The organism is Synechococcus sp. CCY9201, assembly GCF_034931105.1.
Taxonomy (GTDB): Bacteria; Cyanobacteriota; Cyanobacteriia; order PCC-6307; family Cyanobiaceae; genus CBW1002.
The window spans coordinates 1-24774 of sequence record NZ_JAYGIC010000118.1; the positions used below are offsets into that span (position 1 = coordinate 1).

The following is a 24774-nucleotide window of genomic DNA, read 5'->3' on the forward strand; positions in this document are numbered from 1 at the left end:
CCCCCACCTACAAGCGCCTCCGCGACTACATCCCGAGCGGATGCGCTTGAGCCCCATCGACCAACCGCTGATGCTGCTGGAACTGCTGGGCCGCCGTAGCCCAGCCCCGGCGCAGGACATCGCCCGGCGGATCCTGGGGAACGGATGGTGGGCCGCGTGCTCACCGGCAACGGCATCACCCGCCATGGCGATGAGCTCACCAGCCTGATGGGCGCGGAGGAGCTGAGCGACAGCGAGCGCGACGCGCTGCTGCAGCGGTGCCGCCAGCGGCTGGACGGGTTCCGCGAGCAACGGGGTGAGGAGGTGTACTGCTTCTCTACGAGAAGGCTTCGCCTACGCAGAAGCCTTCGGCTACGCCCATCGCTCCCGCCACCGCAGCCCGATCAGCGGTTCGGTGAAGGTCCGGGTGCTCACAAGGGCACGGGGCCGCTGCGAGTGACGGGCCGCCAGGCAGTTGCCCAGCCATCGGGAACCCCACTCAGCTGTCTCCAGGCGAATCAACGTAGGAACGTTTCCACATCAGGCCCATGAATGGGGTCTGTCCAACGGACGTTTCAGGTGCGCTGCTGCCAAAGCTTGGGATCCTGGCGGCCGTGAAGGGCGATCACCAGGATTTCATCGCCCTGCTCCCGGAAGTAGACGGCATAGGGAAAACGCTTCATGACGAGCCTGCGGATCTGCCCGTGAACCAAGGGGAAGGATCGGGGATCGCGGCGGATGCGCTCCACCGCAGCAGCGCAGACTTCAGCAAAGTCACGAGCCAACGCAGGCTCCCGCTTGCCATACCAGCGCTGAGTCGCCAGAAGATCCTGCACCGCATCCGGCAGGAAGCGAACTGGGCGCATGGTCAGCCGAGGTCGAGCTGGCTCCGAACCTCATCCCAGGCCAGAGCCTCGTCCGGGTTGTCGAGATGGGTGGCCCAGCGCCGGTCGAGCTCCGCGCAGAGGGCAGGGTCGACCGGCAACGCCCCATCCCGGGCCTGGTCATCGAGGCTGTCCCACAGGGCGATCGCCAGGGCCAGCCGCTCGCTCTGCGGGAGTTGGAGAAGGTCAGACATGGGCGCAAACGCCATCACACCCCCAGGCAAGGAATCCATCGTAGGTACGCTTCCTGGAGTGAGGCGGGGTCCGGGGAAGGGCATGTCATGACGCCAATTCTTCTCCTCCTCCAGTGCCACCCCCGTGACGGCCCAGCCCGGTTTCCCCACCCCCGCTACCAGCCCGATAAGACCCTGCCCAGAATGGCGGCATGACCAGCGCCGCCGCGCCACCGATCGAGCAGCGCCTCCAGCGGATGGCGGCTGTGATCCGGCAAAGGATCCCAGGCGCCGAAGTGCGCTTGTTCGGCTCCCGGGCGCGTGGCACAGCGGGGCCGGAATCGGACATCGACCTGCTGATCACCGCACCGGATGCCTGGCTTGAGGGCCACCACCGCTTCGAGGTGCTCAACCAGCTCTGGGACGAGCTGGCTCAGGCGGATGTGTCCCTCGATCTTCTGCTCTATTCGCAGCAGGAGTGCGTGGAGCGCCGCCACTGGCGCAGTCACGTGATCGGCAGGGCCTATAGGGAGGGGCGCTTGCTCGATGGTGCTCTCTGAGCCGGAAGGCCTGCTGAAGATCGCCACTGCCGACCTGGAGACGGCTGAGGCCAGCAGCGATCCCGCCGTGTTCCGGGAGGGTGCCTGGGGGTTCTGGCTTCAGCAGGCCGTGGAGAAGGCGTTGAAAGCCTGGCTGCTGCATCTGGACGTTGATGCGCCTCTCACCCATGATCTGCGTCGGCTGCTGCTGCTCCTCGCCGCAGCCGGTGAGAGCACGGCAGATCTGGAGCCGCTGGCTCAGCTCACCGTTTACGCCGTGCAATTCCGCTATGACGCTGATCCCACCCCTCTGGGGCTGGATCGAACGCACTACAACCGACAGGTGAAAGCGCTGCTGGTGCGTGTGAACGAACTGATCCTGGCAGGTTCTGACCGTGATCCCTGATGGGGTCTCCCATGCCCCCAAACCCCTCCCCCACCTACGAACGCCTCCGCGACTACATCGCCAAGCGGATGCGCATGAGCCACATCTACCAACCACTGATGCTGCTGGAACTGCTGGGCCGCCACAGCCCGGCCCCGGCGCAGGACATCGCCCGGCGGATCCTGGGGGAGGACGTGACCCAGATCAACTACTACACCGAGCGGGTGAAGCGGATGGTGGGCAAGGTGCTCACCGGCAACGGCATCACGCACTACGGCAACGGCGCCTACAGCCTGATCGGCGGCGACGAGCTGAGCGACACCGAGCGCGACGCGCTGCTGCAGCTGTGCCGCCAGCGCCTCGATGCCTTCCGCGAGCAGCGCGGCGAGGAGGTGTTTGCACACCGCTCACGAACTCGAACCCCAGTCAGCGGCTCGGTGAAATACCGGGTGCTGACTCGCGCCCGGGGCCGCTGCGAGTGCTGCGGCGCCCATGAGCATCAACGGGCCCTGGAGGTGGACCACATCGTGCCGAAAAACCAGGGCGGCTCGGATGACATCAGCAACCTGCAGGCGCTCTGCTTCCGCTGCAACGCAGGCAAGCGCGACACAGACAGCACCGATTTCCGCGGCGTCCAGGCCAGCTATGGCCACCGCGAAGCGGGCTCTGTGTTCTGCGCACTGGAGGGCAGCGGGCGGGTGCTGCTGGAGAACGAGCTGGCGCTCTGCATCGCCGACGCCTACCCGGTGAGCGAGGGCCACAGCCTGGTGATCCCGCGGAGGCATGTGGCGGATGGGATGGCGCTGCACCAGCCGGAGTGGAACGCCGTGGTGGCACTGCTGCTGCAGCGGCGGGAGCAGCTCATCGCGGAAGACTCTTCGATCAGCGGCTGGAACGTTGGGCTGAACTCAGGCGAAGCTGCCGGGCAGACGGTGTTTCATGCGCACTGGCATCTGATTCCGAGGCGGGAAGGGGATTGTGAGCAGCCGCGGGGAGGGGTGCGGGGGGTGATTCCTCAACGACAGAGCTATTGAGAGCGGTGCGGATCAACTTGCCGACGCCTCCCGCGCTGAGCCTTGGAGGTCAACCCAGCGACATCCAGCGCATCCCGCCAGCGCCAGAATCTGCCCAGGCACAACCAGCAGCCCTTCTGCCGCCGTGATCATCTACCTCGCCACCCGGGAGGTGTTCCTCCAGCACGTGCGCGAGCAGCGCATCGAGGAGGAGGTGCGCAAGCGCTACTTCGACCTCACGGGCCACAAGGTGGCGGCCAATGAATTCCGCGCCTGGCAGAACTCACTGCAGTGCGTGGGCAACGTGCTGCAGTTCAAGGAGATCCCTCCCGAGCTGGGCGTCGCCATCGAGTACAAGATCCACAACACCGCCAAGCGGATCGATCTGCTGCTGTCCGGCCGCAACGCCAACGGCGCACCGGCTGCGGTGATCGTGGAACTGAAGCAGTGGGAAACCGTGGAGCCCACGGAGCTGGATGGGGTGGTGCGCACGTTCCTGGGCAAGGGGCCGCGCGAGACCACACATCCCTCGTATCAGGCGATGAGCTACGGCGCGTTGCTGCGCGGCTTCAACACGGCGGTGGTGGAGCACGGGATCGCGCTGCAGCCCTGCGCCTACCTGCACAACTGTGTGAACGGCAGCGGCCTCACCGATGCCCGCTACCGGCCCTATCTGGAGCGGGCGCCACTGTTTCTGCGCCACGACAACGCCGCCATGGCGACCTTCCTGCGCCGCTGCCTGGAGGTGGGCGACCGGGGCCGCACGATCGAGCGGATCCGCGATGGCAAGGCCAAACCCAGCCAGCAGCTGGCCGATGCGGTGGAGCGGATGCTCATGGGCAACACCGCGTTCGTGCTGATCGACGAGCAGAAGGTGGTGTACGAGCAGGCTCTGGCGCTGGCGCGGCGGATCCGTGAGGCGCGCCACACGGTCCTGCTGGTGCAGGGCGGGCCCGGAACGGGCAAGTCGGTGGTGGCGGTGAACCTGCTGGCCAGGCTGCTGGGGATGGGTCTGAACGCGCGTTACGTGAGCAAGAACGCAGCGCCGCGGGCGGTGTACCGGGCCAAGCTCACCGGTTCCCTGCAGAAGGGCGAGTACGACAACCTGTTCTGCGGCTCGGCCTGTTTCGTGGGCTGCCCGGAGGGCTTCTACGACGCCCTGATCGTGGATGAGAGCCACCGGCTGATGACCAAGACCATCTACGACAAGGAAGGCGAGAATCAGGTCAAGGAGATCATTCACGCCAGCAAGCTGGCGGTGTTCTTCCTGGATGAGGATCAGCGCGTCACCTTCGATGACATCGGCAGCACGGCCGAGATCGAGAAATGGAGCCAGTTCCACGAGGCGGAACTGCAACGGGCCGAGCTGCCGTCGCAGTTCCGCTGCAGCGGCTCCGATGGGTACCTGGCCTGGCTGGATTCCACCCTGGGCATCCGCCCCACCGCGAACGAGCGGCTCGATCCGGGCAGCTACGACGTCCGCGTGTTCGACGATCCGGTGGCGCTGCACGAGGCGATCCGCCAGGCCAACCACAGCAACCAGGCGCGGATGGTGGCGGGCTACTGCTGGAACTGGGCATCGAAGTACCACCCCAACGCCTGGGACATCACGATCGAGCCCTGGGGCTACCGGGCGCGCTGGAACCTCAGCAAGGACGGCAGCGTGTGGATCATGAAGCCGGGCACCGTGGAGGAGGTGGGCTGCATCCACACCTGCCAGGGCCTGGAGCTGGAAACGATCGGCGTGATCATCGGGCCGGATCTGGCCTACCGGGATGGCCAGGTGGTGACGGTGCCCACGGCGCGGGCGCGCACGGATCAGTCGCTGAAGGGGTACAAGGTGGGCCTGAAGCGTGACCCCCAGGCGATCCGGCTGAAGGCCGACGCGATCATCCGCAACACCTACCGCACGCTGATGAGCCGTGGCACGAAGGCGTGCTGGGTGTTTGCCTGTGATCCGGAATTGAACGGGTGGCTCAAGCAGGTAGCCGGCGGAGTGGAAGAGTTCTGACTTATCCGTGTCCATAAGTCATAGGGCGCTTCTGCAGCCCAAGAACTCCATGAAGTGCTGCTTCGACATGATGAAGGAGAGCCAGTGGGCAGGCCCAGAGCAGGGAGGCAAAGACTGGTGACAAGTTTCCCCACATGCTCGCTCTGGCAGCTAACAAGAGGCCAGCGTGAACTGACCCGTGACAACCCGGTCGCCAAAACGCATCAAACTGGATCGCCCATCCGTTGAAAGACGGATTGAAGAGATTCTTGCAAACGGCACACCAAATGCAGAAGTTCTTCTTGCTTTTGCCGAATTTATTCACGGCAAACCGTTTCCCGAGCCTGTCTTAACAGTGACACAGCTGAAGGAAGCTGTGTGCAAGGTATTCGGATGCAAGAATGCCACCGAACTACGCAAGTCCAATGAATTCAACCTCGCCATGGCAGGCCGAGAGTTCAACCTGAAGACCAAAGCGGATTGGCTCAAGCTCTATCGTGAGTGGGTCGGAGTGCCGAAAAGCGAACGCGGGAATTCAGGCAGCACTTGCATCAACGGCATTGATGTGCTTGAGAATTTCAGGCCCTGGCATGTTTTCTCCCTAGACCCCAAGACAGCCACAGCTGACGACATCAAGGATGCTTTTCGGAAACTCGCCAAGGAACACCATCCGGATGCCGGTGGAGATCCTCGCGTCATGGAGCGCCTTCAAAAGATGCGCGATTCACTGCTTGCCTTTATCTGACACGAGGGATGATGGCAACATCGAAGCGACTCCGAGATGCTTTCTCGTTTCAGGAGACTGCCAAGATTCTTGGCATTAGCCCCAAAAAGCTGGAGAGCATTTGCCAGTTTTTCGATGACGATACAGACGATGAATGGGAATTGATCGAAGGCGAGTTCTTCGAGTACGAGCCAGGTCAGGCTCAGAGCCGCCGCTTCTACGAAGAGGGTGTGATGGCGATTGCCAAATATCTTGAAGAGAAGGAGGGGGGAAGCATACTTGCCAAGATCCGAGAATTCTTCACCCACCATCGAGCCCGCGTGACGCGAACACTCGTCAAGCGGCGAATCATACAAGTTACTCAAGATCGAAGTGCCATTGAGATTCGAGGAAATCTGATCTTTCTTCAACAGCGCTCAGTTGTGAGTGTGTTGGGGACGAATGGTAAAGGAATGGCAGGAACCATCCGCAGGATCCAAGAGGAGAGTGCTGGCCTAGAGGGTGCAGAGGGCCTTGAGATGGGCGTTCACTTTGATGACTTTGAAGGGAAAGACCAGCGCCATTGGAGCCAACGCGGTATCGTGCGACTAGCGAAGACGATGAATGAAAAGGGGCGAATCACCAAGGCACGGAAAGCCTGGGTAAAAGCAGTCGCGGATGTTGCTGAAGACTGCTTTGAATCCCAGCGAAAGCTGCTCGAGAGCCATGAATCAAGGGTGAAGGCAACCAAAGATCGTGTTCGCCAGAGGGCATTGCGCAAGGGTGGCTCTGGTTGTGCAGTATCGGGCTGCAGGCCATCACCATTAGATAAACAGCCAATCGAATTGGAAGCCCATCACCTCTTTGATGCGAGCTCTAGGCCAGATCTGGCTGCCTACGAAGACAACCTCATTGTGATTAGCCAAAATATCCATCAAAACTTCCACAAGTGGATCGGGGCCAAGCCCTGTGAGCCGAAAGACTTTATCGACTATCTCCTGCGGAATGAGATGAGTTACTTTGACGGGCCTCCCAGCACGCGTAAGCAGAAAGAGAAGAAGCTTGAGAAGCTTATGAATCGCCTAGAGTTACTCCAGGCTAGATTTGAGGGGAATCAACTGCTGTACTAACGCTGCCCCTGAGTGGCAGGCTGAAATTTCGGGTTGGCGCAGCAGAGATCATTAGGCGGCCTGTCCACTCGAGGGGCTTGTTGGACATCCATTTGCTGCAATGCTCGTCTATTCAAATATAGCCCTCTTATGCTTTTGACCCTGATGGCTTGTTGTCAGCCCTAGCATCAATCAATATGATCGAAGAGTCGCCGGATAGGATCCTCTGGACTCTCGCCAACTGCTCTGAGGCAAAGTAAATAACAACCTTAATAGAGGGCTGGGTTGAATCACTTGCTTATTCGTATATCTCAAGTTGCTTTTCTAGATTTCGCTCTAAATGGGTGTTCTTTGCAAGTTTTACCTCTATAAGTGTTTTATTACCAGACCCTCTTGACGCCTTGAAGTCTACAGGACCGCGTCCATAATTGGCTTCGCGGGTAATATCAGAAGTAGTGGCGTACCAAGTTAGTCGATATAGAATTTGGAGATCAGCCTCGCGATCACTAGGTTCATCGTTTACATAGAAGATGCGATGCCCCCCTTTGTTTTCAATGACATCCTTCAGAAATAGAACTCGCTTCATAGCCTCTTAATATGTATCCTTTGGTTGCTGATAAAATCCGGTTGGCTCAAGGTAGTCTTGCACAAATGACCGTACAGCCACAATAAACTGCTTCTGTGCAGCTTCAACTTTTGATTCAGAGAGAGGGGCTGCCTGTTCCGAGTTCTCTTCTTTGTCTTTGATATAGTAGTCTAAGATCTCCGGATATCGCAAAATTGCTTGACTTACGGCAGCGGCAAGGTCTTCTTTGTTCTTCTTTGCGTCTGAAGGAAGAACATCTTGAAGGTAGTTGTTGAGCTGTGATCTGAGAGCTTCGTCTGGAATTGAGCTGGCTATGTCGATAAAGCGATCGTAAAGGTCATTGCGGTTAATCCATGACTCATCTTTAGCGAGAATATCCTTGGGTGTCAGGAGTATGTAGTCGCCATTAAGGAAGGGCAAATCGAAGGACTCTGGAGACCATGTTGTAGTGGCATAGTTAAATCGCACCTTTGAAAGAGTGACCCTGCGGACTTGATGAGGCTCTAGGTACTTACGCGCAAAATCCTCGGTATACCTTCCTAGGAATCCCTTGATTAAGTTAGTTGTGAAGTCGCTGATCATGTCTCTGCCAATCCCATCTCGGACAAGACAGAGTTTTTCGCTATGGGCTACTGTTACTGATTTTTTCTTCGCCAAAATTCCTGAAGAGTGTTTCGAAGTTCGTATGCAGAGACGCTGCGAAATCCTTGCCTAGTCCACGCCCTGCATTCCCACTCTTGCTAAAACCCAGCCAATTCTGTTTAACCTCTGGAAAGGTAATAAGCTTCTTGCCAATGCTGGGGATGCACTTCCAGCGAGTGTAATACCCTTGAGAAACCTCATGTAGTTCAGCATCTCTCCATGCAGAGCCTGATATTCAGGCTTGGTACTATTAAATAACAAAAATGGGTCAATGAATAGCGGAAGGTCGTTGATTAGTGATACGTCAAACGCTCCATGCTTGTCAAGAAGCCTAGAAGGAATACCTGCAAAGTCAGAGAAGTAGATCTTTGCAGATAGCTTGGCCAAAGCAGTACTCCTAATTTCTTATGCGAAAGTTCACACGTGAAGGGGATGCATGCAAGTTCGGTTTGCCGATCTGCAACGATCCGGGTGTATCTGAAGATACAGACAGCATTTAAGAGAGCGCCGAGCAATGGGTTCCCAAGGCATGTCTAACACATCCCATCAGCAGCGCGGGAGGCCGAATGAATCGACCGCCGGCCAACTCCGTCATCCCTGGATGCTGCCGAGCAGAAAGACATCATCCGGAGTCAAGCTACTCGGGCGGGCCAGCTGCACCGATTCCCCCTTCAAGCTTCCCGTGGGTTTCAGGTTGCTCGCGCTGTCGGCAATGACGCGACTGAGCTGTGCCTCACGGGTTGCGTTTCCTGGTGGATGGGTGGCTGTGTAGTCCCGCAGGAGTGGATTCAGGGAGCGACGCCTCGGTGCATGGGGCATACCGGCCCATTTCAAAGGACTGGGGTCATCGGGAAAGCGCCCGTAGAAGCTCGCAGCCGCACCCGCCCAGGCTTTGGCCGCACCAAGCTGTTGGACGTCACGGAAGGAGTCCTGGTCATGAGTCCTGGTGGGAGATCCGCGCAGGGAAGCAGCAGCCTCCTGCAACAAAGTGATGCCTTCTGAGTAGACAGGCCAGCCGCATTTAAGACTCTGGTTGAGAAGGTCAGGTGGCGAATAGGGAGAGGTCTGAGCTTCAGTACCCTCGCGAAGCAGTCGGATGGAATGCACGATGGCCGCATCAGGCAACCAGGCGAATTGTTGCGACAGGTTTTCGAACCAGGAGCACGGGAGGCGATTCCAGGCATTCACACGGAGAAGGTAATAGGCTCCGGCCACAGCAGCCAGCGGGTCGTGGAACTTCTCGGCCAGGAGCTTCTCCGCCAGGAGAACTGAGTCTGCAAGGGCATGGACGGCTCGGATGGAGTCCCGTGCCAGGAACTCCAGCAGGTTTTCAGCATCGGCGCGAAAGCCAGTCACGATGACCTTCATTTCATCTGCTCGTGGATCGCTGGAATCCCGCGGAGTGATCAGAACGCGAGCCGGGCCGCCGCCCGGCAGCGAAACGAAGCGCCAGGTGACTGCGGAGCCACCGATCTGCAGCAACCAGGGACAGGATGCAAGCGTCAGATCAAGCTGCCATGCGGACCGATTGCGATAAGTTCCTGTTGGGTTGAGGGGCTCTTCCACCCAGGCACCTGCTTCAAATCTCCACAGGCGCAGCCAAACCCTGTCGTATCGGCTCAGGTACAGGTCAACGGCGCCGGTTCCCAGCGCCAGCGGTGTTCGTGGGTTGAGCTTCGGGATGGCCCAGGCCGACCACTCGTTGGGCGCGATCGTGCTGTCGCTGAAGGTCACCGAGGCGTCCGAACGCCCTTGAAGGTCGATGCGCTGGGTCTCGGTTCGGCCGGACGGCCAGGTCAGACGCACGAAGACCAGCTCGGTCTCATCGAGGATCTCAAAGGAGGCAGGCTGGTCAACACTTGCGGCTCCCTCGGCGAGCACAGAGCCTTCGGCGTCCAGCACCTTGAGCGGCAAGGCATACCCGGTCTCTGAGCCGTCACGGCGTCCGTAGTCGGCGGCGTTGTAGGCCAGTGTGACGATGAGATTCTTCATGGCTGAGTATGAAGATCCAGTTTGTAGAAAGGTGGCACCAGCTCTTCCTCAGGGTGCACAACCGCTGGGAGTGCACCGGCTGGATCGTTGGCTCCCACCTCGTAGAAACCGCGTGGCACATCGATCTTGAAAATGCGATCAAGTTGCGTCTGCGCAAAGCGGTTGCCCTTGGCTGACACCAGGTAGATCTCGTAAAGCGCACGCCGCTGCGCCGGGGTGAGGTCAAGCCATACCTTCACCAACGGTGCGGCGGTGAGCCGTAACAGCGGGATCGAACTACCTTGCACCGATTGCTCGCTCACCTGCTTGCCAGTTCCAGCTGTGCCTGAGGCTTCGAGCGCGTAGTATTCGAGAAGTTGCCTCACGGCTGCTGCGATGCTTTCGCCATCGACGTTCCAGGTGGATGTCCCGGGCGTCTTGATTCCGGCGTAGCCGGACATGGCGGATAAAAGCGCTGAGGTGAATCGCGAGATGGCGCCGCCTAGTGGGGCGAAGGCAAGTTCGCCCTCCCCCGTTGCATAGATCGTGGTAACGGATTTGCGGATGACCTTCTTGGAGAGATCAACCGCCTGCAGAGCATTCGGATTGGCGCCAAGCGTCGTTGCAACATCGCGGGAGATCTCACGGCAGGCATCGATGAAGAAGTAGGTGGTCCCAGCTGCTTCTCGTTCGACAGCCCGGATCGTGGTGGAAATGTCGAAGGCTTGCGACCACGGCTGAGCTTTGCTGCGGCCAAAGTCTTCCGCGAGCAGGTAGTGCTCTGAAACCATGAGGCCATGGCCACAGAAATAGAAGACGCCGATGTTATCCGGATTGCTGCTCAACCGATCCAGCCAACTCTCGAAAGCGCTCTGGATGTTATCGCGCGTTGCCGGATCGAGCGGCTTCGCGCCGGTTGGGGTTTCAACGGTGAGAGGAACAAGATCGGACACAAGGGCTTCGAGCGTGCACAAGGGTGCAAGGTCGTTGGAAAAGCCAGCGGTCCCTGGGGCAATCGTGGGCGCCAGGAACCAGTCAATCAGCGCCTTGGTGGAGACCGGTGGCGAAGAGAGTTGCTTCAGCCCAAGCGGCTTGTTCGCGAGTTTCTTGGTTCCGCCGAGCAGATGCGGATAGCTGCCAACTCCCACGGCGAGCACGTGTGTGCCTGGCTGGGACGCATTCTCGTTGCTGTAGAGGAGCGTCATGGAACAGTCATCCCTGGGAAAGACGGAGAGCCAGGCGCTTATAGAAGCTTGGCCGCATGAAGTAACCGCCGTGTGCACTCAGGGAGCTGTAGCCGGTGTCGTAGTGGAAGTCGTTGACACCATCAAAGATGGGCTCGATCAGGTAACTCAGAATGTCGTTGGTATCGAGAACGTTGAGCCAGCGCTTGATCGAGTCTGGCCGCTTGAGTTGTCCTAAGGGAGGATTCGGGGGCAAGTTGGCTTGGCTCACAACATAAAGCTTCATCTCCTCAAACAGGCCAACCTGGGAGCCAACAGTGATCAGGCAGTCCACCGTGAGTGTTGGATCGAAATAGGTCAGGATGTCGTACACGATCTCGCCGCCAAAACTGTGCGCGATCACCACCAGTTTGTCGTCATCAGCGCTGCGGCTGGCACTGGCCTGCTGCAGCGCTTCAAGCACCGTAGTCACGATGACTCCGGGCGATTCCTTGGTGCCTCGACGTGACAGGTAGACAAAGGCATCTCCGGCAAATCGGGTCACCGTGGCATTCAGTTTCTTGCGGAGCAGCTTTGCCGCCTGTGCGGCAGTTGCGTCGGGTGCCGCATTCAGCAATCGGGACAGACCTTCCTTGAGAGAGTCGAGAATGCCTCCTGCGCCGAAGGTTTCCACCGTGCTGGCGTCAGCCTCGAAGTTGAGCTGATCGGCGAAGTTGCTTTCGGTCGCCGTCGCAACCCAGGCTGGGTTGGGGTTCTTTTGCGCGTACTCGACGGCCAGTAGATAGGAGCGTGCCAAGTCTCTTGCTCCCTCCTCCGAAGTCGCGCCAGCCATTGCGGATGCATAGAGAAGGTCAACGGCCGAAGTGAAATTGTGCTGAGCCTCGGCAAGGATATTTCCATCGGAGCGCGATTCAGCCAGAAGCCCAGTGACGCGACCTCGCGCTTCACCGTCTGCATCAGCACCGAAAGTTTCAAACTTGTCCCCGGGATTGGGAAGAACTGCCATGTTCCAGGCAAACTCCACACCGAACTGGCCCCAGTAGGGGCTGAGTAGTTTCAGCTTGTCAGGATCAAGCTCCAATGTTGGCGCTACAATCTCGCGCAGGAAACCGTTGCGCGCGGCCTCATTCTCGCGATAGCCCGCACCATCTCTATTGTTGACGCCATGCACAAAGACAATTGGCATGATTTAGGAGCCCTGCTGAAGGCTGAACAGAACCTGAGGTATTCTATACGTTTTTAGAGTCTGCCACAAGGCCCGTTCACCCTCCCTTGGTCTAACGTTCATCATCAGCGGCGGCGCGAAGCGCCGTTCGCTGCATGATGTTGTTAGGCAGCTTTGCTCCGTAAGCTCAGTTACTCATGGCATCAATGCAACAAAGTCCAGATAGGCAACACGCAGACGCGCAATGAACTGGTTCCTTTCCTGGGCCTTGAGGTGCCGGGACTGGGCGGCGGTCTTCTTCTCGTAGGGGTGCGACACCGGCAGGTGGTTCCTCCGCGCGTTCATGTCGCGGAAACAGCCCCCGACGCTGGGACAGTTCTTAGAGAACGGCCCCTTCGCATCCAAAGTAACGCCGAAGTCCACTAGCTGGCCCTTCTTGTCTACGGTCGTACAGGCCGCGGGGTGTCCCGTCGCTGCCAGGTGCTGCTGTAGCGCCAGGAACACGGTCTGGTTGAACGAGTTCTGGCAGGCGAGCCAGAACGAACGTCCACCCGCAAACGCTGCCTCGGCCTGCTTCAACAGACCGAGGGCATGGACGTACTCTGCAGCCAACAAAGTGTGCCAGGACTTACCACGAGGAACTCCATACCGAGACCTCAGAAGTTCTGCGATGGGATCGACCCGGGTACCCGGTGCAGAAATGACACCCAACTCCCGCAGGGTGTTAGCAACTTGCGAGGGCAGCTTCGACGGCGTCAGCCCAAAGGTTGCTGGCGTCAAACCTCGTTCGTGGAGCGCCGAACAGACTGACAAACCGGGTTCCGGCGCGCTCCGGACAAGAAACGTCTCGACGACCTCACCCTTGGCATATGCGCCGACCGGTAGGACTGGGGCCAGGAGGGATTGCAGGAGCGGCGCCTGGTACTTGAGCCACCGGCTGCGATGGCCGCCAGCCACCTCCTCAGAGACGCACAGGAAGTGGCAGGCACCCCAACGCTCCACGAAACTCTCTTGAGCCTTGTCCTTGGCAATGTTCACGGCACGGTCCGTCAGTACCCGCATATCCATGGCCGTCATCGATCGCGGTACCCGGCTGTACTTTGCCAGCACGTGCCACGCTTCTCCTCGAACGTAAGCATATGGATTGTTGACCACGATATACCGGCACATCCGCTCCACGGGCTTCCGATAGCCAAAGCGCCCGAGATAGGCAAAGAACGCATCCGCGTGCTCAGGGTGGTGTGGAATCAGCCGAAGTACGAGCGTCAGGAGGTTTGAGTCGGGCTCGGCACGGAAGAGGATGTACCGAAGCCTAGTCTTGTCCGTCACGCGATACGGCTTCCCACTGATCGCCGAGAGAAATGCGCCGCGCGCCTCCATTTTGTCGATCTTCTCTTTGCCCTCGCCCTCGTGCTGCGGGTCCGAGATGCTCGGGAGCATCCCCATAGCTTCATGGGCGCTTTGGGCACACTTGATGGCGAACTTCCCAGCTTGGGGAATGAGACCCCGCTCTCGGCAAAGCCGTTCGAGTTCGATGAGGTCGGCCCTAACTTCGTCCTCGGTCTCGCCAAAGAGGCGCACGTCATCAACATACCTCGTGTAGCCACGGCGCTTCTGTAACTCGCAATCGATGGGCAGCAAGAAGCACTCGGCGAGGAAGTCTGAGGCAAGTGGGCCTTGCGGAAGGCCGTGCCCGTGGCCAGACGCAGCGCGATCGGAACTCCACGTCTTTAAGCACTTGCCCATCCAGTCAAGATCGCTGTTGGTCGTACGGGGATAGATGGTGCGAAGTAGCAGCTCGTGCGAGATCGTGTCGTAGAACGCTGCCAGGTCGAAATCACCTACCCATCGTAGCCCGTTCTCATACTGCATCTCGATCCTCCGCTGAAACGCACCATAAGTGTCTTGCCACCGGCGAAAGAAGAAGATGCTGTCCTGCCTCTCCAGCAGGTTGCTGAAGACCACTTTGAATTGAAGCGGTGCGCGTTTCTTCTGCATCCGCTGCGCTGACAAGTTGGCAAACGCCTGCAAAACGATCTGGTCCTCGATGTTGAGCAATGCCAGCGGTCTATGAAGTCCCGATTGCTTGGGGACGTAGATGCGCTCTGGATGCCTCGGCTCAAACGAACCGCCGAGTAGCCGATGTTGCAGGTCCTGCAGGTTCTTCTCAAGGGCTACTTCGTAGGCGTAGTAGACGGGTCGATAGAGACGCTTGTACTGGTAATTACCGCCGGTCGTGATCCGACGCCAGGCCAGTTCGAGGTTCTGCTTACTTGCGAGCTGGTTGATCCTCATCCGTAACCCTCCAGGGGCTGATCACGGCTTCTCGGCTGCCTAACGCTTGCCATCACCTGGCCGCCGAGAGCCAGGAAGTTGAACAAAGATCATCAGGTGGCGGCTCAGGTGAATGGCATTGTTAGCCGATTTCCCGCCTGCATCACAAATCACCTGGTTCGAGGCCGGTGTGCTTTGCGATTCGAGACAGCATCCTTGGGCCAATCTCCTCGCCATCATGGAATGCAAAGACATAGTCCGGATAGTCTGCATGTTCAAGGGTCTTGTGAGATCCTGACTGACGCTTAACTCTCCACCCAATGCTCTGCAAGGCAGCCAATACTTTCTTGGCTTTGGCTGACGGCCAATTACTCATGCAGAGAGTGGAAGGGAAAATCGGATGCTGACTGGCTCGGATTCGCCATTTTCAAGCCGATCAGCGATTACTCGAAGGGCTAAGACTTCAGCTTTTGACATCGCAGCAGCAGCAGAGCCTCCATAAGCAAGGACTCCGGGTAGCTCAGGCACCGCACCGATCCAACGACCGTCCACTTCCTGTTCGCACTCCAACGTGAAATTCATGCTTACCTCTCAGCTCATGCCACTGTAGCTAAACACGTTCTCGTGCGCATCCATTCCTTCAACCCCGCCCAGCGCCATTCCCAGAGATTCGGCTAACGATTATGGATAGATCGTGCGCAGCCACGATCTTATCCGAAGTTGAACAAGCCTGCAGCTCTGGGGCCCAGGGGCTTACTGCAGAAACATCTGGCCGTTTTCCACACTGGCTTTATCTTCTGCCATGGGTAGAAATACCTGTCCTGCCTGAACCAGAGCTGTGATGACTGGTTCCTGCTCAGCTTAGGGGCGCAGTCCAGCCTCCAGGCCAGTTCTCTCCTTCTGATCCAGCCTGGATGGGGCAAGCAGGGCTATGGGCAGGCTTATCTTGCGCTCCTTCCTTGAGCGTTTAGCTGAGCAGTGGTCTCATGCCTCGCACACGAACAGCGAGGACTTCCATCACGCCGCCGCACTGGGGACACAGCACCGCTGGCTTGTGGCTCGGCTCAGTGCGATCGGGCAACACGACCCTCAGCAGGAGTTGCACCAACTGGATGAGGCGCTTGCCGTTGGCATGCAGCAGGCCAAAATCACGTACACGCCGAAACCGCCTTGGTAGTACATGCCGCAGCAGCAACCAGAGGAAGTCACCACCTGAGATGGTCTGGATGATTTCCATTCCCGCATTGTCCTTGGTGCGGAATGTCACCATTCCATCCTCGTTAGAGAGAATGTTCTTCTCCGGCAGCACACCACGGTACAGGTAGCGGCCAAGATAAATCAGTGCCTTCTCGCCACGGCCTACTGATTTGCAGTGCACCACCCACTCTCGTGGGATCGTGCTTTTCACCTGCAGGCCCAACTGCCGCATCCCCTCAAACCATTTCGCACGGAATACCCTGGCAAGGTTGGCCTCAGGAAACAGATAGCCCTTGGCCTTGCTGCGCCATTCCCTTCTTTGCTCATGAATCGCACCTGCTGGCACAATCAGATGCACGTGGGGATGGTAGTCAAGCCGACGGTTATGCGTGTGCAGCACTGCGTGCGCTCCGATCTTTCCCCTGAGCTTTGGATCACGGCGAGCAAAGGAATCGATCGTTTGCCAGCACGTTCTCAGCAAGAGATCATAGGTTGCTCTTTGATGCTGCCAGAACACCGGCCTCAGCTCAGCCGGTACCGTGAAGGTGATCAGGAAATACTCCACCGGCAGCAGCTTGGCTCGTTGTCGTTCAATCCACTGCTGGCTTTCATGATGCTGGCAATGGGGGCAACTGCGATGGCCGCAGGAATGGGGGATCTTGACACTGTGCTCACAATTGGAACATTGCAGCACCATCAGGTCGCTGCCTTGACGGCGGCAGCGTCGCATCGCCTGCAGGGCCTGGCGATGACTCGGCAGTAGCTGAGGGCCATGAAGACGCTCCAGGTCTCCCTGGTAGCGCTCCACCAAGTGGGAGAGAAGCATCATGACTCCTCCGCCCAGCGCAGCTGGAAGCCATTTAGCAGTGTTTCAATGCGATCACCGGTGTGATCGCGCACCACCTGGGTGATGTGGGCGTAGCGGGCCGTGGTGTTGCTATGGCTGTGGCCGAGCAGGGACTGGATCAGGCGCAGGTCCATCCCCTGCTCCAGCAGGTGGGTGGCATAGGCATGGCGTAGTGAGTGCACCGTGAGCCGCTTCTCGATCCCACACTCCAGGCGGGCTGCTCTGAGAGCTGCCTGCACGCCGCTGGCATCCATCGGTGCACTGGTGATCCGCACGATGAACTGGCTGCCGGCCGGACTGGGAAAGAGCAGCCGCGGATGGCGGTGGGTCGTCCAGAAGCGACGCATGGCCTGCAGCGTCAGCACCGGTATCGGCACGTAGCGATCCTTGCCGCCCTTGCCATCGCGGATGTGCACGCGCCGCTGGCTGCCATCAATGTCCGCCACCTCCAGCGCCAGGCCCTCGCCGATTCGCAGGCCAAGGCTGTAGACCACCAGCAGAAATATCCGGTAGCGCAACTTGCGCACCGTGTTGATCAGCCGATGCACTTCCTCGCGGGTGGGAACATCAGGCAGACTGCGCACACGTGGCGGGCGGATGATCTTGATCCATTCCATCTCGCGATCAAGAACATGGCGGTGGAAGAACTGCAGACTGCAGAGATCAACCTTGATCGTGCTCCACGAATACTGCTCCAACAAGGCAGCGAAGTACCCTTTCAAGTCATCAGGGCTGAGATCATCGGGGCAACGGTCGAAAGGCCCGCCACGCGACGCAACGTTCGGCTGTAGCTGTCAATCGTCTTGCTGCGTAAGCCGTGCAGCCTCATCGCTTTTACGTTCGCGTCAAAGAGGCGATCAAAGCGCTCCTGTTCGGTACTATTCATTGAGTTGGCTTCCCGTTGGGAAGATGAAGGGAATCAGCGCATCAGTAGATGCGCATCCCTCAGTGTCTTCCCGGAATCAGTCGCCAGCCGCAACCCAGCGGGGACTGCTCAGCTCTCGCCCTCAGCATCACCCTGTGTCATCCCCGCAAGGCGCAGAGCCTTGAATCGACAACAGTTGGCTATGATTATTCTTGTAATCTGCCGCGAAGCGGCTTAGTTCAACTTGTTATTGGGCGGATCCGCCTAAACCCCTAGATGCACTCTTCCTGTCCGCATAAGCCACGAATCTCTTGAGGCTGGCACCAGCAGAAACCTTTCCAGGCAACCCATCTGACCTTGTCTTTCAAAGCCTGTGTCAGTTTATGCGGACCCGCATTAAATTCCCAGGTCTGGCTTTTGCCCACCACTGGGCTGCTGGGCCTTCGGTCACAGGCCTACCCACTCATGTCCGACCAGGCGCTACCTGCAGGCCTCTACGACCACCCCTTCAGCGAAGCCATCCACCAGGCCCTCGCTTGCGGGCCGGCGGGCCTGGACCACCTTGATCCACTCGACCCCGCCGAAGCCCCCCAACGCCTGGCCCGCTACCTGCACAAGCTGAGCGAAGCAGCCCTGGCCTCGTTACCAGAAGCCCAGCGACAGCAAGAGCAGCTGGCGCTGGTGAACCAGATCGTGGCCCTGCTGCACCAGAAGGTACCCGCCGCTGTCCACCCCGGCGACCAGCTGCACCCCAGCGCTCGGCTGCTGCGAGAGCTGCGCGATGCTCCCTTGCTCCCTGGCCAGGTCCCCATCACCCGCCCCCTGATCCCCCTGGCCGATGGCACCCTGCTGATCAACGCGCCCAGTGAGCCCAGCGTGGGCCTGGCTCTGCAGGCGGAGTGTCCTTCAGCCGATCGGATCGACCTGCTCTGTGCCTTCATCAAGTGGAGCGGCCTGCGTCTGCTGCAGGAGCAGCTGAGTGCCCACCTCGATGCCGGCCGCCCCCTGCGCGTGCTTACCACCGTTTACATGGGCGCCACCGATCGCAAGGCGCTCGACTGGCTGGTGTCGCGCGGTGCCCAGGTGCGCGTCAGCACCGACACACGCCGTACCCGTCTGCATGCCAAGGCCTGGCTGTTTCACCGCGCCAGCGGCACCAGCACCGCCTACATCGGCTCCTCCAATCTCTCCAGTGCCGCCCTGCTCGATGGCCTGGAGTGGAACGTGCGCTTGGCGGCCCTGGAAACACCGGCCATGCTGCGCAAGTTTCAAGGCACGTTCGAGGCCTACTGGGAAGAGGGCGAGTTCGAGCCCTACGCCGCCACCGCCGAGCAGCAGGCCCGCATCGACCATCAACTCGCTCTGGCCCGTGGCGACGACTCCGCCATTGGATCCGCCGCTCAGGTGTGGTTCGACCTGCGGCCCTACGCCTACCAGCGCGAGATGCTCGATCAGCTGGCGGCCGAGCGTTCCCTCCACCACCGCTGGCACAACCTCGTGGTGGCGGCCACCGGCACCGGTAAAACCGTGCTCGCCGCCTTCGATGTGGCCCGGCTCCATGCCGACTTCCCCGAGCTGTTCCCCTCACCCGATCCGCCGCCGTTGCTGCTGATCGCCCACCGCAAGGAGATCCTCCAGCAGGCCCAGGCCACCTTCCGCCAGGTGCTGCGAGATCCCTCCTTCGGGGAGCTGTGGGTGGATGGCGAGAGACCCAGCCAGTGGCGCCATGTGTTCGCCTCGGTGCAGTCGCTCAGCCAGCAGGTCACGGCTGAGATTCCCGCCGATCGGTTCGATGTGGTGATCGTGGATGAGTTCCACCACGCCGCTGCAGCCAGCTACCGGCGCTGGCTCGATCACCTCACCCCCAAGCTCCTACTCGGGCTCACCGCCACCCCCGAGCGCGCCGACGGGCTCGACATTCTCCACTGGTTCGATGGCCGCATCGCCGCCGAGCTGCGCCTCTGGAGTGCCCTCGATCAGGGCCTGCTCAGCCCCTTCCAATACTTCGCCGTGGCCGACGCCACTGACCTCTCCGCCCTGGAATGGCGCCGCGGCGGCTACGTGCCGGCCGAGCTCAGCACCCTCTACACGGGCGATCACCGGCGGGTGGATCTGATCCTCAGCGAGCTCGACAAGAAGCTCGCCGATCCATCCCGCATGCGGTCCCTGGGCTTCTGCGTGAGCGTGGAGCACGCCCGCTTCATGGCCGAGCGCTTCCGCACCCGTGGTCTCGCCGCCGAGGCCCTCGATGCCAGCAGCCCCGCCGATGTGCGCCGCGATGCCCTGCGCCGCCTGCAACACGGTGAGCTGCAGATCCTCTTCGCGGTGGACCTGTTCAACGAGGGGCTCGACATCCCCGCCATCGACACCGTGCTGTTGCTGCGCCCCACCGAGAGCGCCGTGGTGTTTCTGCAGCAGCTCGGCCGGGGCCTGCGCCTCTCCCCCGAAACTGGCAAAAGCTGCCTCACCGTGCTCGATTTCATCGGCCAGCAGCACCGGCGCTTCCGCTTCGATCTGCGCTACCGCGCCCTGCTGGGAGGCAGCCGCCGCCAGTTTGAAACACAGCTGGAACAGGGCTTTCCCTTCCTTCCGCCCGGCTGCCGGCTGGTGCTCGACCGGGTGGCGTCGCAGCGGGTGCTCGACAACCTGCGCCAGAGCCTGCCCAGCCGCCGACCACAACTGATCGAGGAGCTGCGCGCCCTGGCGGCCGAGGTGGTGATCGGCCCCGCCTCCGGCCTGGCCGACTGGCTGGAAGCGCTGGGCATGGAGCCGGCCGAGTTCTACGGGATATCCACCGCCCGGTTTCCCGTGGGCTACACCATCCTTCGGCGCGAGCTGGGCTGGCTCAGAGTCGAGCCCCACCCCGAGGAGGAACGGCTCACGCGTGCCATCGGCGCCGGCCTGCTCCATCTGGACGACCCCGATCGCCTGCGTTGGCTGGCCGCCCAGCTGCAGGCCGACGTACCTCCTGATGTCACCGGTCTGGGCGATCGCGAGCGGCGCCAGTGGCTGATGCTCACCGCCCAGCTGTTCGGCACCGGCAAGCGCTGGACGCCCCTGGCCGAAGCCCTGGCGGTGCTCTGGCAGATGGGTGCCTGGCGAGTGGAGCTGGTCCAGCTGCTGGAGCTGCTGGCCGAGCAGGCGGATCATCGGCTCTACCCGTTGCCCTGGGCGTTGCCGGTGCCGTTGCGGGTGCACGGCCGCTATTCCCGCGCCGAGATCGAAGCGGCCTTCGGCATCCTGCGCGATGACGCCCCCTGGATCCACCGCGAAGGCGTCCTCTGGCACGAACCCAGCCACACCGACCTGCTGTTCGTGACCCTCAACAAGAGCGAAGCCCTCTTCTCCCCCTCCACCCGCTACCGCGACCTGGCCCTCGGCCCCTCCCTGTTCCACTGGGAGAGCCAGAGCACCACCACCGCCGCCTCCCCCACCGGCCAGCGCTATATCCACCACGAGGCGCGGGGGTCGCGGGTGCTGCTGTTCGTGCGCGAGCACCGGCGGGAGGGGGGCCGGGCCGGGGGTGTCACCGAGCCGTTTCGGTGTCTGGGGTTTGCCAGCTACGTGAGCCACGAGGGGGAGCGGCCGATGGCGATTCGCTGGCGGTTGGAGAGGCCGATACCGGCGGGGTGGATGCAGGGGATGGGGTTGGCGGTTTGAGAACAGCCAGACTGGTCCCACCAAGGCGCCGGCTCCATGACCTACCGCATCCGCCTGCTGGAAACCGAAGAAGGCTGGGCTGTGAGCTGCCTCGACCTGCCTGGCTGTCACTCCCAGGGCAGCACCCGCGAGGAAGCTCTCAGCAACATCCGCGAGGCCATCACCCTCTGGCTTGAGGTTGAGGCCGAGGAGTCCGGCGTGAAGACCGTGGAGACGCTGGAGCTGAGCGTGTAATGCCAAGGCTTCCGGGGATCAGCCAGAAGGAGGCGGTGCGGGTATTCCAGAAACTTGGCTATCGGGTGGTGAGGGAATCCGGGCATCTGATCATGAGCAACGGCGAGCGGCGCCTGGTCATTCCCCGTCATGACCCAATCAACGCCATCACCATGGGCGCGATTGCCCGGGATGCAGGTCTGACGGCTCAGCAGTTCCGGGAATTGCTCTGAGACAGGAGGATGAACCGCTGGCGGCTGGAGAGGCCCATCCCGGCGGGGTGGATGGAGGGGATGGGGTTGGCGGTTTGAGGAGGCAACCCCCATCAACCCCTCCTAAAGTGAGAGTCTTGGAGGAGTGCCATGGCCCTCGCCATCAATCTCAATAAAGAGCAGTCCCGTGCCCTCGCCGAGGTGGCGGTACGGCTCAACGTGGCCCAGCAGGACCTGGCGGCAGCTGCTGTTCGCGATCTGTTGAGCAGGCCCTCCGCTGACTTTGAGGTCGCCGCCTCCCAAGTGCTGGCAAAGAATAAGGAGCTCTACCGGCGCCTGGCTTGATCCGCTTTCTCAGCCTCAGCGAGGTTCTGGAGCTGCATCGCCGTCTGATCGTCACCTCTGGTGGGTTGCCCGGATTGCGGGACCTCGGCCTGCTGGAGGCGTCACTCTCCCAGCCCCGCCAGACATTCTCGGGTACTGATCTCTATCCCACTCTCGTCGATAAGGCAGCAGCACTTGGCTTTTCTTTGATCAGGGACCATCCCTTTGTGGATGGCAAACGCATCGGTCATGCCGCCATGGAAATCATGCTGATGCTCAATGGGTATGAAATGACGGCTTCGACGGAAGCAGCGGAAGCCACCATTCTGGCTGTGGCTTCCGGAGCGCTTGGGCGCCAGGCGTTGAGCGACTGGGTTCGGCAAATGATCAAGAGCTCGAAATGAGGTGATTCTGCAAACAGATCACCAGCCGCCTCATTCGGCCCGGAAAGGATGGGCGCCAGCTCAGGAGTTCCCTGGGGCTTCCCAATCTCCCTCGGCCTTGGCAATCCACTCCGGAACGGCCGACCAGGGCTCAACCATGGAGCACCTCGCCATGGTCGAGAGCTTCGCGCACAACCGGATCACCTCCCGATAGCGAATCTCGATCTCTTCCGGCCTCCGGACTAGAAGATCCAGGGGAAAGTGCGCCTGACAGAGTCGCCGCATCTCACGGATCTTGTCGAAGCCGCCTACTGCTGCGCAGAAGCCTGGCGGCTTCGGGATCCTGCGCGACGACGCCCCCTGGATCCACCGCGAAGGCGTCCTCTGGCACGAACCCAGCCAGACCGACCTGCTGTTCGTGACCCTCAACAAGAGCGAAGCCCTCTTCTCCCCCTCCACCCGCTACCGCGACCTGGCCCTCGGCCCGTCCCTGTTCCACTGGGAGAGCCAGAGCACCACCACCGCCGCCTCCACCACCGGGCAGTTGTCACCGAGCCGTTTCGGTGTCTGGGGTTTGTCCGCTCCGAAAGCCACGAGGGGGAGCGGCCGATGGCGATTCGATGGCGGCTGGAGCGGGCGATACCGGCGGGGTGGATGCAGGGGATGGGGTTGGCGGTTTGAGGATGCCGTTCAACTGGCTGCAGAAAGGGTGCCCAGCCACCCGGAAAGCCGCTGCCTCACGCCTTGGGTGATGGCAACGGCCCTGGCGGCGTCCTCTGCTTGGGCCTCCATCCCCGGGTAGCGAAACATCACCCCTCCCTGGGTGATCCGGGTCAGATCGGAAGGATCAGCCTCCCAATCCGGCATCAGGATCCCGAGCTGCCTGGAGAGTTCCCGCAGATCATGGATCTTCTGCACAGTCTGCCCATGAGCAATCAGGGCTGCCTTGAAGTACTTCTCCAGACACTGCTGAGCGTGAAAGACCACCGCATCCTCATGCCCTGGCTGCTGATGAACAACTGCATGGCCCGCCAATCTCCCTAGGCCTTGCTGATCCACTCGTCAACAACAGGATTGCGCTCAGCCATGCAACACCACACCGTGGTCGAGGGCTGCACGGATGAATGGGTCTCCCCAGCGGTAGCGCCTGGGTATGTCCTCCGGTCGCCAAAGAAGCATGTCCAGAGGAAACTCAGGGTGGCAAACCTCGCGGATTTCCAGGATCTTCTCCAGGGCTCTCCCTTCAAAGGGCATCACCACCAACACATCGGCATCCGACTCCAGACGGGCTGTTCCTCGTGCCATCGAGCCGAACAGAATCACCTGCTCCGGGGCAAACGCCTCCACCAGGCGATCGGTGAAGGCCTTCAGGGCTTCCTGAGTGACGAGCGGTGCCTTTCCCATGCTTCCATCATCGCCGGCTATGCCAGGTGCTTGACCTTCAGCCAGGCAGCCGCAGCCTGGCGCCACGACCTGCACCAACTGCTGGAGTTGCGGCCCTGGGCCCGGCCTATCCCGGTGCGCGTCCACGGCCGCTACAGCCGGGCCGAAATCGAAGCGGCGTTCGGGATCCTGACGGGCGACGCCCCCTGGATCCACCGCGAAGGCGTGCTCTGGCACGAACCCAGCCAGTGCGATCTGCTCTTTGTGACCCTCACCAAGAGCGAATCCCTCTTCTCCCCCACCACCCGCTACCGCGACCTGGCCCTGGGCCCCGCGCTGTTCCACTGGGAGAGCCACGAGGGGAGAGCGGCCGATGGCGATTCGGTGTCGGCTGGAGCGGGCGATACCGGCGGGGTGGATGCAGGGGATGGGGTTGGCGGTTTGAGGGGGCAGCGGCAATGGCCAAATCCCATCAGACTGAGCCCACCAGACCGGCGCCGATGGAACTCACCGCTGTGCTCACACCTGCGGAAGAAGGCGGGTATGTGGCCTTCAACCCTGAAACAGGCACCACAACGGAAGGGGAATCCATTGAGGAGGCCCTCGCCAACCTTCGCGAAGCCACCACTCTCTATCTGGAGGAGTTCCCCGCCGTGATCAAGGGCCACCCCCTGGTGACCCTGTTCACCGTTCCAGCGCATGCCTAAGCTCCCGCACCTTTCCGGTAGGGAGATCACCCGTGCGCTGGAACGCCTGGGTTTCAACGCCGTACGCCAGAACGGCAGCCATGTGGTGATGCGATGCGGTAGCCGGGGTTGCGTCGTTCCTCTCCACAAAACGGTCAAGATCGGCACCCTCGCGGGTGTGCTGAGGCAGGCCAAGGTGGATGTGAGCGAGTTTGTGGATCTGCTCTGAAACGGATCTCTCTTCTCCCCCTCCACCCGCTATCGCGACCTGGCGCTCGGTCCCTCCCTGTTCCTCTGGGAGAGCCAGAGCATCACCACAGCCGCCTCCCCCAGCGGCCAGCGGTACATCCACCACGAGACGCGGGGTTCACGGGTGCTGCGGTTCGTGCGCGAGCACCGGCGCGAAG

The 24774-nt window shown here is 60.7% G+C and carries 27 protein-coding genes and 2 pseudogenes; 16 read left to right on the top strand and 13 right to left on the bottom strand.

Going from position 1 to position 24774, the window contains the following annotated elements:
- The 3 genes from VB716_RS11640 to VB716_RS11650 form a co-directional block, all read right to left on the bottom strand.
- A partial coding sequence (locus VB716_RS11640) for a hypothetical protein (RefSeq protein ID WP_323270554.1) occupies positions 1 to 291 on the bottom strand: 291 nt, incomplete at its 3' end.
- A 263-nt stretch (positions 292 to 554) separates the two neighbouring features.
- Entirely contained in the window at positions 555 to 845 is a 291-nt protein-coding gene (locus tag VB716_RS11645) for a type II toxin-antitoxin system RelE/ParE family toxin (RefSeq protein WP_323270555.1), read from the bottom strand.
- Between the two features lie 2 nt (positions 846 to 847).
- Positions 848 to 1057, bottom strand: a complete 210-nt coding sequence (locus VB716_RS11650; RefSeq protein WP_322756912.1) for an addiction module protein — start codon at positions 1055 to 1057, stop codon at positions 848 to 850.
- 191 nt (positions 1058 to 1248) lie between these two features.
- Here VB716_RS11650 and VB716_RS11655 point away from each other — a divergent pair, with 191 nt between their 5' ends.
- From VB716_RS11655 to VB716_RS11680, 6 genes are all read left to right on the top strand, one after another.
- A complete protein-coding gene (locus VB716_RS11655; RefSeq protein ID WP_323270556.1) occupies positions 1249 to 1596 on the top strand; it encodes a nucleotidyltransferase domain-containing protein in 348 nt (115 codons plus the stop codon).
- Positions 1583 to 1981 carry a HEPN domain-containing protein gene (locus VB716_RS11660; protein ID WP_323270557.1) on the top strand — a complete coding sequence of 133 codons (399 nt, stop codon included), beginning with the start codon at positions 1583 to 1585 and terminating at the stop codon, positions 1979 to 1981. The genes VB716_RS11655 and VB716_RS11660 overlap by 14 nt, the downstream gene beginning before the upstream one ends.
- 11 nt (positions 1982 to 1992) lie before the next feature.
- A complete protein-coding gene (locus tag VB716_RS11665) occupies positions 1993 to 2994 on the top strand; it encodes an HIT domain-containing protein (RefSeq protein WP_323270558.1) in 1002 nt (333 codons plus the stop codon).
- A 124-nt stretch (positions 2995 to 3118) separates the two neighbouring features.
- Positions 3119 to 4984: a DUF2075 domain-containing protein gene (locus tag VB716_RS11670; RefSeq protein WP_323270559.1), complete on the top strand. Its 1866-nt coding sequence runs from the start codon at positions 3119 to 3121 to the stop codon at positions 4982 to 4984.
- 178 nt (positions 4985 to 5162) lie between these two features.
- The gene (locus VB716_RS11675; RefSeq protein WP_323270560.1) at positions 5163 to 5708 is read left to right on the top strand and encodes a DnaJ domain-containing protein; all 546 of its coding nucleotides are present in this window, start codon (positions 5163 to 5165) and stop codon (positions 5706 to 5708) included.
- Positions 5709 to 5719: 11 nt separating this feature from the next.
- Positions 5720 to 6796, top strand: a complete 1077-nt coding sequence (locus VB716_RS11680; RefSeq protein WP_323270561.1) for a hypothetical protein — start codon at positions 5720 to 5722, stop codon at positions 6794 to 6796.
- A gap of 571 nt (positions 6797 to 7367) precedes the next feature.
- Here VB716_RS11680 and VB716_RS11685 read toward each other — a convergent pair.
- From VB716_RS11685 to VB716_RS11720, 8 genes are all read right to left on the bottom strand, one after another.
- The gene (locus VB716_RS11685) at positions 7368 to 7943 is read right to left on the bottom strand and encodes a hypothetical protein (RefSeq protein ID WP_323270562.1); all 576 of its coding nucleotides are present in this window, start codon (positions 7941 to 7943) and stop codon (positions 7368 to 7370) included.
- Between the two features lie 651 nt (positions 7944 to 8594).
- On the bottom strand, positions 8595 to 9995 hold the full coding sequence (locus VB716_RS11690) for a hypothetical protein (protein WP_323270563.1): 1401 nt from the start codon (positions 9993 to 9995) through the stop codon (positions 8595 to 8597).
- Positions 9992 to 11179, bottom strand: a complete 1188-nt coding sequence (locus VB716_RS11695) for a caspase family protein (protein WP_323270564.1) — start codon at positions 11177 to 11179, stop codon at positions 9992 to 9994. The genes VB716_RS11690 and VB716_RS11695 overlap by 4 nt, the downstream gene beginning before the upstream one ends.
- A gap of 7 nt (positions 11180 to 11186) precedes the next feature.
- Entirely contained in the window at positions 11187 to 12344 is a 1158-nt protein-coding gene (locus tag VB716_RS11700) for a hypothetical protein (protein WP_323270565.1), read from the bottom strand.
- A 174-nt stretch (positions 12345 to 12518) separates the two neighbouring features.
- A complete protein-coding gene (locus VB716_RS11705) occupies positions 12519 to 14618 on the bottom strand; it encodes an RNA-directed DNA polymerase (protein WP_323270566.1) in 2100 nt (699 codons plus the stop codon).
- A gap of 142 nt (positions 14619 to 14760) precedes the next feature.
- The gene (locus tag VB716_RS11710; protein WP_323270567.1) at positions 14761 to 14973 is read right to left on the bottom strand and encodes a type II toxin-antitoxin system HicA family toxin; all 213 of its coding nucleotides are present in this window, start codon (positions 14971 to 14973) and stop codon (positions 14761 to 14763) included.
- A gap of 591 nt (positions 14974 to 15564) precedes the next feature.
- Complete coding sequence (locus tag VB716_RS11715) at positions 15565 to 16602, bottom strand: transposase (protein WP_323270568.1); 1038 nt, start codon at positions 16600 to 16602, stop codon at positions 15565 to 15567.
- A 17-nt stretch (positions 16603 to 16619) separates the two neighbouring features.
- Positions 16620 to 17339: a tyrosine-type recombinase/integrase gene (locus VB716_RS11720; RefSeq protein ID WP_323270570.1), complete on the bottom strand. Its 720-nt coding sequence runs from the start codon at positions 17337 to 17339 to the stop codon at positions 16620 to 16622.
- A gap of 632 nt (positions 17340 to 17971) precedes the next feature.
- Here VB716_RS11720 and VB716_RS11725 point away from each other — a divergent pair.
- From VB716_RS11725 to VB716_RS11750, 6 genes and pseudogenes are all read left to right on the top strand, one after another.
- Positions 17972 to 21166, top strand: coding sequence for a DEAD/DEAH box helicase (locus VB716_RS11725; protein WP_323270571.1), 3195 nt, complete (start codon positions 17972 to 17974; stop codon positions 21164 to 21166).
- A gap of 36 nt (positions 21167 to 21202) precedes the next feature.
- Positions 21203 to 21400, top strand: coding sequence for a type II toxin-antitoxin system HicB family antitoxin (locus VB716_RS11730; RefSeq protein WP_197155684.1), 198 nt, complete (start codon positions 21203 to 21205; stop codon positions 21398 to 21400).
- A complete protein-coding gene (locus VB716_RS11735; RefSeq protein ID WP_323270572.1) occupies positions 21400 to 21612 on the top strand; it encodes a type II toxin-antitoxin system HicA family toxin in 213 nt (70 codons plus the stop codon). The genes VB716_RS11730 and VB716_RS11735 overlap by 1 nt, the downstream gene beginning before the upstream one ends.
- A 129-nt stretch (positions 21613 to 21741) precedes the next feature.
- Positions 21742 to 21936, top strand: a complete 195-nt coding sequence (locus tag VB716_RS11740) for a hypothetical protein (protein WP_323270573.1) — start codon at positions 21742 to 21744, stop codon at positions 21934 to 21936.
- Positions 21933 to 22319 carry a type II toxin-antitoxin system death-on-curing family toxin gene (locus tag VB716_RS11745; RefSeq protein ID WP_323270574.1) on the top strand — a complete coding sequence of 129 codons (387 nt, stop codon included), beginning with the start codon at positions 21933 to 21935 and terminating at the stop codon, positions 22317 to 22319. The genes VB716_RS11740 and VB716_RS11745 overlap by 4 nt, the downstream gene beginning before the upstream one ends.
- 289 nt (positions 22320 to 22608) lie before the next feature.
- Positions 22609 to 22979, top strand: a pseudogene (locus VB716_RS11750) (DUF3427 domain-containing protein); the annotation flags it as partial.
- Between the two features lie 9 nt (positions 22980 to 22988).
- On the opposite strand, the gene VB716_RS11755 reads toward VB716_RS11750, so the two are convergent.
- Positions 22989 to 23261: a HEPN domain-containing protein gene (locus VB716_RS11755; RefSeq protein WP_416238109.1), complete on the bottom strand. Its 273-nt coding sequence runs from the start codon at positions 23259 to 23261 to the stop codon at positions 22989 to 22991.
- Between VB716_RS11755 and VB716_RS17485 the strand changes: the two genes are divergently transcribed.
- The gene (locus VB716_RS17485) at positions 23202 to 23342 is read left to right on the top strand and encodes a hypothetical protein (RefSeq protein WP_231605272.1); all 141 of its coding nucleotides are present in this window, start codon (positions 23202 to 23204) and stop codon (positions 23340 to 23342) included. The genes VB716_RS11755 and VB716_RS17485 overlap by 60 nt on opposite strands.
- Positions 23343 to 23378: 36 nt before the next feature.
- Here the strand turns inward: VB716_RS17485 and VB716_RS11760 are convergent, their stop codons facing one another.
- A complete protein-coding gene (locus tag VB716_RS11760) occupies positions 23379 to 23702 on the bottom strand; it encodes a nucleotidyltransferase domain-containing protein (RefSeq protein ID WP_197155551.1) in 324 nt (107 codons plus the stop codon).
- 48 nt (positions 23703 to 23750) lie between these two features.
- On the opposite strand from VB716_RS11760, the pseudogene VB716_RS11765 reads away from it, so the two are divergent.
- The 3 genes and pseudogenes from VB716_RS11765 to VB716_RS11775 all read left to right on the top strand — a co-directional run.
- Positions 23751 to 24126 (top strand): annotated as a pseudogene (locus VB716_RS11765) (DUF3427 domain-containing protein); the annotation flags it as partial.
- Positions 24127 to 24181: 55 nt separating this feature from the next.
- The gene (locus tag VB716_RS11770) at positions 24182 to 24388 is read left to right on the top strand and encodes a type II toxin-antitoxin system HicB family antitoxin (protein ID WP_197155549.1); all 207 of its coding nucleotides are present in this window, start codon (positions 24182 to 24184) and stop codon (positions 24386 to 24388) included.
- Positions 24381 to 24596 carry a type II toxin-antitoxin system HicA family toxin gene (locus tag VB716_RS11775; protein WP_323270576.1) on the top strand — a complete coding sequence of 72 codons (216 nt, stop codon included), beginning with the start codon at positions 24381 to 24383 and terminating at the stop codon, positions 24594 to 24596. Before VB716_RS11770 ends, VB716_RS11775 begins: the two co-directional genes overlap by 8 nt.
- The last annotated feature ends 178 nt before the right edge of the window (positions 24597 to 24774 follow it).